Below are 13,898 nucleotides of genomic sequence, written 5' to 3'. Positions count from 1 at the left end.
CTACAGTGCTCCGCTAAAAGCCTGATGCAGCAGCGACTTCTTCAACTCGTCCAGCGCGGCGAGCTTTTGCTGATAGATGGATTCGAGGCGTTGAGTTTCTTCTGAAAGGGAGTCAATCGTGGCCACAACTCTCTGTTGATGGCCGCGCGAAGGGACAGGAATCATCACCCTCTTTAGTTCGTCTGAGTCTATCTTGAGTGTTCCGTGAGCCGCGCTACTCAAGACGTTGTCGCTTGAATTGATTCTGTCTCGTAGCGCGAAAAGGAGATACCGAGGGATCAGGTCTGGCTCAGGATGGATTGCTCTAATGTCTTGATTGAATGCACAGGGAACCATTAGCTCGGCGATTTGAGCACCATGTACCAGGCCCATACCGCGTACAAGAATTAGGAGCGCTCCTGCTGGCGCCATGCGTGTTGAGGACTCGTCAACTGCGGATCGCGAAATGTGTAACAGCGAATCGGACAGTTGGGTTGATTTCATATCACGTCCAGAAACCCAAGGTATCTTACCGCTCCAATAGCTGCGCTTACTTTTTGACGGGGTACCACCACTGCTAAAAGTGCATACTTGGTCTAGTCGTTTCTCTCCCCACCCCTTGCCGCGCTGGGTGAAGACGGATTGGAGGTGGCTTTCGAAAAGGGCGCGGGCGTTGTGGAGGTTCTTTTCGGCGTTGGCTGTGGCGGTGGCGATGCCCTCAAACGCTTCGTCGAGGATGCCGACGATCCGTTGCTGCTCGGGAAGCGGGGGGGTAGGAATTATCAACTCCCTCAAGTCTTTGTAATAGATCGCCGCAACATTGGTTGTGCCGCTTTTAAGCTCGTTTAGTTTTTCAGCAACCTCCTTGGATGAAAAAGCGTATAAAACAAATTTAGATTCAATACCATCCTTGAATCTGATTCGCATGATGTTGTTGTTGAATAGCACGATGTCATCAGAAACTGATTCATACAGACAGCTTTTGCCAACCAACTCGACACTATTCCTTGTATTGAAAAGAAAATCGCCATCCTTGAGTGCTAATTTACGAACCTCTTCATCGGTGGCATCAACGGAGGTGAAATTTGAGAAATCAAACCGGTTGTCGCGCGTGATGTTGTTCATCTTTACGTAAGGCCATGCTCTGTCTTTGCCTTGTTCTCGACTGCTTTTTGTTAAGCCAATCACGTTGGATTCGACAAGATCATCAAGCCGCTTATCCACCCACCCGTTCTTCATAGCAACGCTCTGATGTTGCCCAGCACTTCCGCACTCTCGGCGTCCAGCGCGGCGATTTCGTCCATGATCTCTTGCGGGCTGCGATGCGTCACCACCTCGCCACCGTTCGGGTTCTTCACGGAGAGGTCGAAGGTCGTCTGGTCGATGTTCTTCGCTTCCACGCTCCAACTCTTCGGCGAGTCGGCGAAGGCCTTTTGGAACTTCACGAACTCTTTAAGATCGTCATCGTTCAGCGGATTAGTCTTGCCGAGGTTACGGCCCGGGTCGAGCTGGTAGAACCAGACCTTTCTCGTCGGCGCACCCTTCTCGAAGAACAGCACCACAGTCTTCACGCCTGCGCCCTGGAAGGTGCCGCCGGGACAGTCGAGTACGGTGTGCAGATTGCAACTTTCCAGCAGCAGCCTTCTCAGGCTCACGGAGGCGTTGTCGGTATTGGAGAGAAACGTATTCTTGATGACCACACCACCGCGCGCGCCCGCCTTGAGCATCTTGATAAAGTGCTGGAGAAAGAGAAACGCCGTCTCGCCGGTGCGGATAGGGAAGTTCTGCTGCACTTCCTTCCGCTCCTTGCCGCCGAATGGTGGATTGGCCAACACCACATCGTAACGGTCCTTCTCCTGAATGTCGGCCAGGTTTTCGGTCAGCGTATTGGTGTGGATGATGTTCGGTGCCTCGATACCGTGCAGGATCATGTTCATGATCGCCATGACGTAGGCGAGCGACTTCTTTTCCTTCCCGTAGAAGGTGCGGGTCTGGAGTGTGGTGAGGTCTTTCGTCGTGAGATTACCCTTGGACTTCAAGTAGTCGAATGCCTCGCACAAGAACCCTGCTGAGCCGCAGGCCCCATCGTAGATCTTCTCGCCGAGCTTCGGCTTGACCACCTGCACCATGGCGCGAATGAGCGGGCGGGGGGGTGTAATACTCGCCGCCGTTGCGCCCGGCGTTGCCCATGTTCTTGATCTTGGCTTCGTAGAGGTGCGACAGCTCGTGCTTCTCGGTCTGGGAGCGGAAGCGCAGTTCGTCGATGTGGTCAATGATCTCGCGCAGGTTGTAGCCGCTCTGGATCTTGTTCTTAATCTCGCCGAAGATCTCCCCGATCTTGTACTCGATGGTGTTCGGCCCGCTGGCCTTCTGCTTGAAGCTGTGCAGGTAGGGAAAGAGCTTCAGGTTGACGAAATCGCGCAGATCGTCGCCGGTCAGGGCCTTATTGTGGTCGAGCTTGCCGTCTTTCCCCTTGGGCGCGGCCCAGCTCTCCCAACGGTAGTCTTTGTCGAGAATGAAACTGTATTTCTTGCCCTCCAGCTTGGCTTCGTCGGCCTTATCCTGCTCTAGTCCATCGAGATACTTGAGGAACAACAGCCACGAAGTCTGCTCGGTATAGTCCAGCTCGGTGGTGCACCCGGCCTCTTTTCTGAGTACGTCGTCGATGTTCTTGAACGCCTGCTCAAACATGCGGACCGCCTCCAGGTCGTGTCATCGTGCGAGGGCAATTAGCGAGAGAAGATATCTGGTTAACATGAGGAAATCACCAGGGTTTCCGCTGGCACATCCTTCGTTGCCGGGAAGAACCAGCCAGCTGATAATTCGCTCACGACAGTCCCCTGCTCTGAAAGCCTGCACCTACGCAAAGAGTTCCCGATCGCGAATCTTTCTCGCATCCGTATAGTCTTCGTCCCACCAGGGTTTTTCCCCCGGCTTGCGCGGAGGCCTCGCCAATGCCAGCTTCTTCCTGGCCTTCTCCGCCTCCTGCTGGGCCACTCTGAAATGATAGTGGTCGAAGATGCGGAGGGCCTCGATCATATAGGACACGGCGATTCGTCGGTCGCGGATCAGGAGCAGGTTTTCTCCGTTCTTGGTATCGGCTGTTGAGGAAAAGTTGTAGGAACCAAGATACACGCGAGCGGTCGGCTTGTCGAAATCGATCACCACGAATTTGTGGTGCATGCGGACGCCACCGCCGCCTGTGGGCTCCGCCTTAAACGGCTCAGGAACGTGCTCCGTCAGCTCGGCAGGCCTCACCGGCGCGACGTTGCCGTCGGGTTTCTGCAACGCGAGGCCGCCGACTTTCCGGTCGGAAATCCCGTAGACGAACACCTCCTTCTTATTGGTGACTTTCTTGATGGCCTCCAAGATGGGTCCCGGTGTCTGGTAGAGGAAGGCCAGCGAATAAAACAGGCTCGATGAGGTCTTCTCCCCGATGTCTTTGGCGATCGCGGCCAACAGCGCATTGTTGGAGGCGTGCGGGGAAAATCCTATCCTGGCGTTGATGCCGCTCAATCCGAGACCGGTCAATTTTGCGGAGGCTGTCTTGCCGAACGTGGCGGGGCTTCCAGAGGCCCAATAGTTGTCGAACGCCTCAAGGAAGGTCTTGACGGGTTTCTTGCCCCGCAGGACCAGGGCATTGTTCGATTGCACGTAGAACCCGCGCCAGGAGAAATTCGTCGAGCCGCAGACGACCGCCTGTACGATCGGGCCGTCGATCACGATGGTCTTGTTGTGTTGAAGTTGGCCCATGTGTTGCCGCTTGACGTTCGCGGCGCCGGCAGAAGCCTTCAACCGCGTCTCCGCCTGTGTCTCGGCCGATTGCGGGTCCCCGTGATCGCCCTCGTCATCAATAATGATTGTGAGCCGGGAACCCAGCGCCACTAAGCGCGAAAGCACTTCCGGCTCATTGAGATCATAGGCGACGACGCGAACCTGGGATTTTTTGTCGGCAACCGCTTGATCGAGCACCTCAAGAATGGCACTCCGTGCCTCGAAGCCCATCCAGGCCAGCGCGTCCTTGGTCAGGGGATGGGTCGGAGTGAATGTCAGCCCTTTGTCGGCGCTGGACGGCAACAGCTTGGAGATGGATCCTTTGGATTCGTAGCGGTCCACGAAAGCCTGAGATGAGACAAAGCCGCGTGTGAACGTGACGTTGAGCTGTCCCGGGTATGTTTCACGCCGGAGTTCGATCGCGGCCTTCTGGGACTCACCGTAGCTCAACTCGTTCTGGTCGTTCATGAAGACGGGCGTCACTTTATAGAGGAACTCGCCGGGAAGCTCCGCGTTACGCGGGAAATGCACCCACCGAAACTTTTGGATCGGCGACAGTCGTGTCGACAATTGCCTGGGATCGACGTTGCCGGCGGCATCGGGAAAACTCAGGCGGTTTTTCAGGGAAAAGAACTTACTGCCGGCGGGCTCCTTGTACTCGATGGCAAAGCCGACGAAATCCGCCGGCGGCGTGCCCTTCTTCCAATTCATCGCGAGAAGGGTCATGCCGTCACCGCGATACAGCGTGAGCGTGAAGAGCGCGGCGGCGTTCCCGCCGCTGACCTGAAATTCACCGGCCATGGCAACCTCCTCAGGATGTGAGCGCCTGGTACCGAGTCTACCTTCCCAGAGCGGCAGCCAGGCGATCGAGTGGCGCGGATTCTCCGCTGATCGGCGAAGTCCGTCAAGCCCGTACGGAGGGCGGTTCTCCTCGCGTTGACTTCCCCTTCCCCGCCCTCCTAGAATCCGACCATGGCTTCGTCCTTCGTCCATCTCCATCTGCACACCCAATTCAGCCTGCTCGACGGCGCGAATCAGATCGAACCGCTCGTGCAACAGGTGAAATCGTTCAATCAACCGGCCGTGGCCATGACCGACCACGGCAACATGTTCGGCGCGATTGAGTTTTATCGAAAGGCCAAAGACGCCGGGGTAAAGCCGATCATCGGCTGTGAAGCCTATATGGCGTTGGGCAGCCGCCATGCGAAGAAGGACAGCGGACTGGCCCATAACGATTACTATCACCTGATTCTCCTGGCTCGAAATCTGACGGGGTATCAGAATCTGGTCAAGATCGTCAGTAAAGGATATCTTGAAGGGTTCTATTATAAGCCTCGGATAGATAAGGAACTTCTCAAGGAGCACCACGAAGGGATCATTGCCCTATCAGGCTGTTTGAGCGGCGAGATTCCCTACCTGATCGGCCAGAAGGATATGGATGGCGCGATGGCGGTCGCGGGGGAGTTCCGGGAAATCTTCGGCAAAGACCACTTCTATCTCGAAGTGCAAGCCAACGGGCTCGACCATCAGCGGATCGCCAATGCCGGACTGATCGAGATCCACAAGAAGCTCGGGATCCCGATGGCCGGCACGAACGACTGCCACTATCTCAAGAAGGAAGATTCCCGCCCGCACGAACTGATGCTCTGCCTCCAGACCGGCAAGACGATCAGCGATCCGAACCGGATGAAGTTCGACACCGATCAGCTCTATGTGAAATCGACCGAGGAAATCGCCCCGGCCTTCGCCGAATTTCCCGGCGCCGTGAGCAATACCTGCAAGATCGCCGACGACTGCGACCTTCAGCTTGCACTGAACAAAACCTATCTGCCCCAATACAAGGTGCCGGAGGGCTATACCCGTGAATCGTATGTCGAGGAACTGGCGATTGCGGGTTTGAAGGCGCGCCTCAAAGAGCGCCCCAGCCAGATTCCCTCCGCTTCCTATGAGCTGCGTTTGCGCGAAGAGCTGACGGTGATCTGCTCCATGGGATTTGCCGGGTACTTTCTGATTGTGTGGGACATCATCCGGTTTGCCCGTTCGCGCGGGATTCCTGTTGGACCGGGCCGCGGCTCGGCCGCCGGGAGCCTGGTGGCCTATGCGTTGCGCATCACCGACCTCGATCCGCTGGTCTATACCCTGCTTTTCGAGCGGTTCCTGAACCCCGAGCGCGTGTCGCTTCCCGATATCGACATGGACTTCTGCATGGATCGCCGTGGCGAGGTGATCAACTATGTGGTCGAGAAGTATGGGACCGACCACGTAGCGCAGATCATCACGTTCGGAACGCTCGGCGCCAAGGCCGCGATCCGCGATGTCGGCCGGGTCTTGGAGATCCCCTACGCCGAAGCCGACAAAGTCGCCAAGCTGATCCCCAATCAGCTGAACATGACTTTGCAGCAGGCCCTTGAGCAGGAACCGAAGCTTCGCGAACTCGTCGAGACCGACACCAGAATCGCCGAACTCATGAAAGTCGCGCAATCGCTGGAAGGCCTGGCGCGCCACGCCTCGACACATGCCGCCGGCGTCGTCATTTCAGAAGGCCCCCTCACCGATCACGTCCCTCTCTACAAGGGGGCCAACGACGAAATTGTGACCCAATACTCGATGGGGGACGTGGAGAAAATCGGCCTGGTGAAGTTCGACTTCCTGGGCCTCAAAACCCTCACGATGATCCGCCGCGCCGAAGCGCTCATCAACGAGGGCCATCCGAACGATCCGCCGCTGGCCGTCGATCATGTCCCCTTCGACGACCCCAAGACCTTTGCGCTGCTTGCGTCCGGCAAGACGACCGGATTGTTCCAGTTAGAAAGCTCGGGGATGCGCGATCTGCTCACCGGCCTGAAGCCGGACCGGTTCGAAGATATCATCGCCATCATTGCGCTCTACCGGCCTGGTCCCATGGACCTGATTCCCGACTTCATCAAACGCAAGCAGGGCAAGATCCCGATCACCTACGAGACGCCGGAGCTCGAGCCGATCCTGAAGGACACCTATGGTGTCATCGTCTATCAGGAACAGGTCATGGCCATCGCCAACAAGGTGGCGGGCTTCTCACTGGGACAAGCCGACATTCTCCGCCGGGCCATGGGCAAAAAGAAGCCGGAGGAGATGGAGAAGCTGCGCGTCAAGTTCCTGGAAGGCGCCAAGACCAAGGGGATCGCGGAAAAGAAGGCCGACAAGCTCTACGAGCTGATCCAGAAGTTTGCCGGCTACGGGTTCAACAAGTCGCACGCCGCGGCCTATGCCGTGGTCTGTTATCATACCGGCTACTTGAAGGCCCACTACCCGACCGAGTTCATGGCCGCCCTCATGACGACCGACATGGGCAACCAGGACAAGATCGTCGGCTACTTCACCGAATGCCGCGACCTCGGCATCAAGGTTCTCGGTCCCGATATCAACGCGAGCAAGAAGAATTTCGCCGTGGTCGACGGCGTGATCCGTTTCGGCCTGGCGGCCATCAAGAATGTCGGAGAAGGTGCCGTCGAATCGATCATCGCCATTCGCAATGAGACCGGACCCTTCCCGTCGTTCTTCGACTTCTGCCGGCGCGTGGACCTGCACAAAGTCAATAAGCGCACGCTCGAAGGACTCATCAAGGCGGGTGCCTTCGATTCGACCGGCGCCAAGCGATCGCAGCTCATGGCCGTCCTCGACCAGGCCGTCGAAGACGGCGCCGCCGCCCAGCGGGAACGGGACCTGGGGCAGACCAGCATTTTCGGCGAAGAGATCCATGGCCAGGACGCCGCCGCGATGGCGACGCCTCCGCTGCCCAACATCGCCGAATGGGATCAGTCTCAGCGCTTGAAGTACGAGCGTGAACTGACCGGCTTCTACATCACGGCCCATCCGCTCACGCGCTATGAAGCCACGATCAAGGCCCTGTCCACCGCCACAACGACTACCTTGGGGGACGTGGCGGACGGGAAAGAGGTCAAACTCTGCGGCATCATCGCATCGGTCAAGAGCATGGTCACGAAGAAGGGCGACCGGATGGCCTACCTCACCCTTGAGGACTTGCATGGGACCGCGGAAGTCATCGCCTTTCCGGATCTGTTCAAAACCGCCGGCGACCTGATTGCCCCGGAACGGGTGGTGCGGCTCACAGGCACCGTCGACCGGGGGGACAAGGGCACCAAGCTGCGCGGGATCAAGATCGAGCCGCTGGCCGACGTGCAGACGCAGTCGATCAAGCGGGTCCACATCCGGCTCACCGACCGGCCTGATGTGAGCGACCAGTTGCCGCGACTCCGCGACATCTTCAAGCGTTACCCAGGGGGCACCGCCATCTCCCTGACATTCCGGATGAACGGCACACTCGAAGCCGACACCCAGCCGCTCCCGAATCTGAGCGTGACCCCCAGCGAATACTTTGTGGCGGATGTTGAAGAAGTGCTAGGCAAAGGGGCCCTCTCTTTGCTATCTTAGTATACGTAATTGGGGGTAGGACTGTCGCTCCCCCTACCCATTGATCAACCGGATACGACCACGACCATGCGCGATTACCTTGAATTTGAAAAGCCGATCCGCGAGATTGAAGAAAAGATTGAAAAGCTGGCGGCAACCAATTCCGGTAAGTCCTCGACCCAAGAAGAAATCCGCAAGCTCCGCGGAAAGCTGGCCCAGGCCGAGCACGAACTCTACAGCACCCTGAGCCCCTGGCAGCGCACACAGCTCGCCCGCCACCCACAGCGGCCAAGCACACTCGACTATATTAATGAACTCTGCCGCGGATTCCTGGAATTCCATGGCGACCGTTCCTTTGGAGACGACCGGGCCATCGTGGGCGGGTTCGCCCGGTTCAACGACCGGACGGTCATGATCATCGGGCATCAAAAGGGCAAGACCCTGAAAGAGCGGATGCAGCGGAACTTCGGCATGCCGAATCCGGAAGGCTACCGGAAGGCCCTGCGACTGATGAAGATGGCCGAGAAGTTCGGCCGGCCGATCATTACCTTTATCGATACCCCCGGGGCCTATCCCGGCATCGGCGCGGAAGAGCGCGGACAGGCTGAAGCGATCGCCCATAACCTCATCGTCATGTCCCGGCTGACCGTGCCGATTATCTCCGTCGTGATCGGAGAAGGCGGAAGCGGCGGCGCCCTCGCCCTGGGCGTGTCGGACCGCGTGATGATGCTGGAGCATTCCGTCTACTCCGTCATCTCGCCGGAAGGCTGTGCCGCCATCCTCTGGGACAATCCCGCCAAAGTCCCGGATGCCGCCTTATCCCTCAAGATCACGGCGCAAGACCTCCTGGAACTCGGGGTCATCGACGAGATTATTCCCGAACCACTCGGCGGAGCCCATCGCGATCCCAAAGCCATCACGGATCGCGTCGCCAAAGCCCTTACCAACCAACTGTTCCAGCTCACCGACCTCTCGACCGATCAATTGTTGACCCAGCGCGACCAGAAGTACCGGAAAATGGGCGCCGTGAACGGGTTAGTTGCACTCACCTAGTCAGACCGCTCTCAGACCGCCAGCCCTTCGTCTAGCACTTCAAACAATGGTTCCTGACACCTTTTTCTTCCCTTAGTAACTGAAAAGTGACGTGAACAAACTCGATCGACAGCGGAAAATGAAAACTCGCCAAGCTGCCGTGCGAAGAGTTAGCAATGGAACAGTTCGCTGCAAAAAAAGTACAATAGGACCAATTTTATATATCGTGCCCTTATCGCTAGCCATATAGATTCAGAACACAGGATACCTTGGAAGAAACCAAAAGGGGGGCAGCTTCTGGTCCCAAACCAGTTCCCAAACCTTCGATTCTGGATGGCTGTGACTGCCTGGGCGCATTTTCTGGAGAGAAGCGTTGGGTATCAAAAGATGGTTCACGCATCTATACTTGGGACAAACTGCACGGCGAGATCGAAGTCTTTAATAGGAGGGGGCACCATCTAGGTGCCATAGATCCCATCCACGGAAACTTGATTAAGCCGGCAGTAAAAGGGAGAACGATCAATGTCTAGCTTCATCGATAAGTGCATTCTCGGAGAAGCTCTACTAGAAGATATCGATGACTTTGTCGAAAGGTGGCACGCTGGGGATAGCGTGCTCCCTCTATACAAATTCCTGGGAATGACAAGATCAGAATACTCATTATGGGTAGCAGACCCGGATGTCTTGCCCTTTATAGTCACAGCTCACAAGACTGATCAGGACATTGGAGCATTGCTTGTGGGGGCGCAAGAACTTCCTATGGCGGCGAGAGCTGATGGGCCCGAAAAGGCAAAAAAGCTCCTAGCATGGTTAAAGCAAGAGGGGCTATGGCCATAGCGGAGGAACCCGCAGCTAACTTTGCTCGTCGGGTTATTGAAAAGTATCGCCTAACACCTCCCATTGATGTCAAGCAACTAGTCAGAAAATATGGGAGTCTGAGATACGCTGACATACCATTCGAAGGAGCAGATGGTATATCGGTGAACCTAAAAGTTTCAGGCAAGAAACCCATAGTGATAGTCAATTCGTCAAATCCACCATTGAGAAAAAGATTTACCTTAGCGCACGAGCTTGGCCACATTGTTATCCCTTGGCATACAGGCACGATCATCGACCATGTTGACCCGAATCGCCACGAATCGTCCACCGAGTATTGGGAAATAGAGTCAGAGGCTAATGGATTTGCTGCCGAACTCCTAATGCCCCAAGAATGGGTTAATAAGATACTTTCGGCGGAAAAAGATCTCGCAAAGGCACACTCCGCAATCTCAGACAAATGCGAAACATCGGCTCATGCAGCAGCCCTAAGGCTTTCCAAAATACTTCCCCCAAATATTGTATTCGCATCTGAAAAGCGTGGAAAGGTAGAATTTTCCGGAAGGACACTAGGAACCCTAGCATCAACCCTACCAGTCGACGAAGATTTTCCATCGGCTGCATATACTTATTGCCAACACTATTATCACCAAAAGTCTGGTGATCGCATATTTCATTGGTGGAAACTCCCAACCGGAGTTTCATTGTCGGTCAAGGACAAACGTCCTTGGCGTACCATTCTGCATGGCATACTGGAAGATATTGATGTACCAGCACGGGAGCAAGAAAGGATGACCTTGTCTATTAATGGCGTTTTTGGTGCCACAAACGGCAGGGTTAAAAACACAAAGGACTACTGTGTTGATACTGTAATCGCGGCCTGCATGCAGCGCTTCAAAGACCGGCAGGAGTTTTTAGACTTTTCCAATCACCCCGACTTTGAAGCCTTTATTGCAAAGAGAGCTGCTGACCTCTTTGAAAAATAGGAATAGAACTGCAGGAACTAATTCACCGTGCATCCCTCGCAATCTAATTCCTGCCGCACAGCCGGGGGAAAGAAAAGGTGTCAGTGTGCATTCAAGATCCTAGCGCAACAGTTGTCACCACAAATGGGGTCAGGCATGACTATGGACTCGTATTGCCAATCGACTTTCACTCAAGCGCGCTCGCTCCTACTCTTCCCTATCCCCTTCCATCGCCTCATGTTGGGCCTCATGAGACTCAGGCCATCTCGCTCGGCGCCTGTAATCCCACCGCGATGAACCGCTGTTGAATGGCCGCTAACATCATGGCGCGCATGTCTGCCCGGCAGACATCCAGCTCTTCGTCCTGAAGATAGCGATCAACCGTGCGGGGTAACTTCTTCCACCAGGCCCGCGCCGACACCCTGGCTTGCTCCGCCCCCACCGCGTTGCCCGCGAGGATTTTCCGAAGCTCCCGCTCAAAAAAGCCGACATGCGTTTCCTCGTCCTCCACAATCGACGCCATGTCTGGACGAAGGCCGATCAGCAATTTGGCAAACTCCAATCCGAGCGCTTCATATCCAAAGAGCAGCACGGCCAAAGCCGGCCATTGTTGCGGGACCGTCGGCAGCACCTCTCGTCCGCGCGACTGATGGCCCAGCATCGTTTCAAACTGTTTCAGATGATCCAGTTCGTCCGCTTCGTGCTGCTTCAGGAAGGTCTGCACATTCTGCGGCACATCACGGAGCTGCGCCGCCCGCACGGCCCAGAGTGCCATGGCTTCGGCTCGTAAAAATCGTTCGAGAATCGCCTGTTCACAACTTTTAGGCAGCAGCATGCGCCCACACTACCATGCTGCCGTCAACGAATTGAAGGTGAGGGGCGTCAGAATCTCATTCCGCCTTGCAGGATCATGGGACTCTGAATAGGATGATCCAAGACATGACAGGAGGAGGTATGGCTGTGATGAAGCAATCTGTTGTGGCGCTGCTCCCCGCCCTGACCATTCTCGCCGGCTGCGCGGGCATGGGCGGCCCGCCGGAAGATATCATGACACGTGTCCCGGTCGTTGAAATCGGCAAGCCGGAACCGGCGGATAAGAATTATGTCCTGCATGTGCCCGCCGGAAAAACGATCCCGATCCACGTCTCCGTGAAAGGGCCTTTGGTTCTGCATCCTGGCGAAACGAATCTACAGATCCAACTGACCCAGGGACTCTACATCTATAAGGATTGGTCGAGCCTCGACGGCATGAACTGGACCCATCAGGCCTTCGCCGGCCGGGTCTCACTGGGACTTGCCCCTAAGGGAGGGATTGTCGATATCTATGTCGATAGGCCGAACTAGCAGTGTAGTAACAAACTATTTCAGTACCACGAGACCATGAGGCGTGACTGCTCACAGGCTCATTTTGAGGTCTTCGCAGGCTGTTCAAAATGGCCGTCGGTTTTCACCCGCCCAACCCCGGCGCGCCAAGACGCGCCGTTCCACAGGCAAGGCCGCAGCTCAGGGCCTCCGCTCGTTTCACTTTTCACACCTTACACTTCACAGTTTCTGAGAACGCAGCTGGCGGACTTTTTCAACAGCCTGCTAGCGCGACTTCAGCCATTCCACCGCACCGGCTCCAGCGACGCGGCCGCTCGCGAAACAGGCCGTCAAGAGATAGCCGCCGGTCGGGGCTTCCCAATCCAGCATCTCTCCGGCACAGAACACACCCGGCACATCGCGCAGCATCAGGCGCGCATCCAGCACTTCAAACGCGACTCCTCCGGCCGTGCTGATCGCCTCGTCGAGCGGCCGCGGGGCGATGAGTTTCAACGGCAACGATTTGATCGCCGCGGCAAGCTTGGCGGGATCGGCAAAGTCTTCCTTCGACACCACTTCGCGCAGCAATCCCGCCTTCACGCCGGAAATCCCGACCCGCCGGTCCAGATGCGTCGCCATCGTCCGCTTGCCGCGCGGGCGCGACAGTTCGTTCGTCAAACGGGACAGGTCACGATCGGGCGCCAGATCAAGGCGCAGCAACGCCGTCCCCTTGGCCAGGATCTCGTCCCGCAGGAGCGCCGACATCGCGTAGATCACGCCGCCTTCGATACCGGTCTTCGTCACGACGAATTCACCCTGCTGCCAGCACTCCCCGCCGGTCGGGGTTTGAATCTTCAAGGCCACTGATTTGACCGGATGCCCCGCGAATTTATTGCGGAAATGCTCGCTCCAGGCCACGTCGAATCCGCAATTGGCCGGGCGCAACGTCGTGACGACCACGCCCCTTTCCCGGAGCAGCGGGACCCAGGAGGCATTGGAACCCAAAGAAGGCCAGCTACCTCCACCGAGCGCAAGAATCACCGCGTCGGCTTGAACTGATGCGGTTCCCTGCGGCGTCGAAAAGGTGAGTTGCCCATCTTCCGTCCAGCCTGACCAGCGGTGCCGAGTGTGAAACACGACGCCAGCCTGGCGCAAACGGCGCAACCAGGACCGCAGCAGCGGAGCCGCTTTCATATCTTTCGGGAACACACGACCGGAGGTGCCGACAAACGTCTCAATGCCAAACCCTCCCACCCAGGCACGCAGCGCCTCCGGGCCGAACGAGGCCAGCAGCGGAGCGATCTTTGCGCGCCTGGCGCCATACCGGGCGAGAAACGGTTCGAGCGGTTCCGAATGGGTGAGATTCAGCCCGCCCTTGCCCGCCAGCAGAAACTTCCGGCCCACGGAGGGCATCGCATCGTACAGATCGACGCGCACCCCAGCCGCACTCGCCACCTCCGCGGCCATCAGCCCAGCTGGCCCGCCTCCGATAATCGCAATGGTCTTCACCAGGTCATTCCCCCTTCAAACCGAGCAACCGCGAAGTGTCCGTTGACCAGGCGATTGGTTACAAGCAACCAGGCACGCACATCTCAGAACTGCGGGGATTGTAGCAAAGTC

General features: G+C 56.8%; 9 protein-coding genes and 1 pseudogene. 5 read left to right on the top strand and 5 right to left on the bottom strand.

Going from position 1 to position 13,898, the window contains the following annotated elements; all coding sequences use genetic code 11:
* The 3 genes and pseudogenes from ACO9S2_RS14735 to ACO9S2_RS14725 all read right to left on the bottom strand — a co-directional run bounded on the left by ACO9S2_RS14735 (position 1) and on the right by ACO9S2_RS14725 (position 4,554).
* Entirely contained in the window at positions 1–1,218 is a 1,218-nt protein-coding gene (locus ACO9S2_RS14735) for a restriction endonuclease subunit S (RefSeq protein ID WP_423723140.1), read from the bottom strand.
* Positions 1,215–2,670 (bottom strand): annotated as a pseudogene (locus ACO9S2_RS14730) (N-6 DNA methylase). The gene ACO9S2_RS14735 and the pseudogene ACO9S2_RS14730 overlap by 4 nt, the downstream one beginning before the upstream one ends.
* Positions 2,671–2,838: 168 nt before the next feature.
* On the bottom strand, positions 2,839–4,554 hold the full coding sequence (locus tag ACO9S2_RS14725; protein ID WP_423723139.1) for a phospholipase D-like domain-containing protein: 1,716 nt from the start codon (positions 4,552–4,554) through the stop codon (positions 2,839–2,841).
* 171 nt (positions 4,555–4,725) lie between these two features.
* On the opposite strand from ACO9S2_RS14725, the gene ACO9S2_RS14720 reads away from it, so the two are divergent.
* The 4 genes from ACO9S2_RS14720 (at position 4,726) to ACO9S2_RS14705 (ending at position 10,997) form a co-directional block, all read left to right on the top strand.
* Positions 4,726–8,184: a DNA polymerase III subunit alpha gene (locus ACO9S2_RS14720; RefSeq protein WP_423723138.1), complete on the top strand. Its 3,459-nt coding sequence runs from the start codon at positions 4,726–4,728 to the stop codon at positions 8,182–8,184.
* Positions 8,185–8,250: 66 nt separating this feature from the next.
* A complete protein-coding gene (locus ACO9S2_RS14715) occupies positions 8,251–9,216 on the top strand; it encodes an acetyl-CoA carboxylase carboxyltransferase subunit alpha (RefSeq protein WP_423723137.1) in 966 nt (321 codons plus the stop codon).
* A 248-nt stretch (positions 9,217–9,464) separates the two neighbouring features.
* The gene (locus tag ACO9S2_RS14710) at positions 9,465–9,725 is read left to right on the top strand and encodes a colicin E3/pyocin S6 family cytotoxin (RefSeq protein WP_423723136.1); all 261 of its coding nucleotides are present in this window, start codon (positions 9,465–9,467) and stop codon (positions 9,723–9,725) included.
* 276 nt (positions 9,726–10,001) lie between these two features.
* The gene (locus ACO9S2_RS14705) at positions 10,002–10,997 is read left to right on the top strand and encodes an ImmA/IrrE family metallo-endopeptidase (RefSeq protein ID WP_423723135.1); all 996 of its coding nucleotides are present in this window, start codon (positions 10,002–10,004) and stop codon (positions 10,995–10,997) included.
* A 235-nt stretch (positions 10,998–11,232) separates the two neighbouring features.
* Here ACO9S2_RS14705 and ACO9S2_RS14700 read toward each other — a convergent pair whose 3' ends face one another.
* The gene (locus ACO9S2_RS14700; RefSeq protein ID WP_423723134.1) at positions 11,233–11,751 is read right to left on the bottom strand and encodes a hypothetical protein; all 519 of its coding nucleotides are present in this window, start codon (positions 11,749–11,751) and stop codon (positions 11,233–11,235) included.
* A gap of 179 nt (positions 11,752–11,930) precedes the next feature.
* Between ACO9S2_RS14700 and ACO9S2_RS14695 the strand changes: the two genes are divergently transcribed.
* Complete coding sequence (locus tag ACO9S2_RS14695; protein ID WP_423723133.1) at positions 11,931–12,320, top strand: hypothetical protein; 390 nt, start codon at positions 11,931–11,933, stop codon at positions 12,318–12,320.
* A gap of 243 nt (positions 12,321–12,563) precedes the next feature.
* Here the strand turns inward: ACO9S2_RS14695 and ACO9S2_RS14690 are convergent, their stop codons facing one another.
* Positions 12,564–13,787, bottom strand: a complete 1,224-nt coding sequence (locus ACO9S2_RS14690) for a TIGR03862 family flavoprotein (protein ID WP_423723132.1) — start codon at positions 13,785–13,787, stop codon at positions 12,564–12,566.
* Positions 13,788–13,898: the final 111 nt, after the last annotated feature.

It is taken from the genome of Nitrospira sp. NS4 (genome assembly GCF_049546785.1).
In the GTDB taxonomy this organism is placed as follows: domain Bacteria; phylum Nitrospirota; class Nitrospiria; order Nitrospirales; family Nitrospiraceae; genus Nitrospira_D.
Note: the sequence above shows the minus strand (reverse complement) of the source record. Positions and strands in the feature narration are given on the sequence as shown.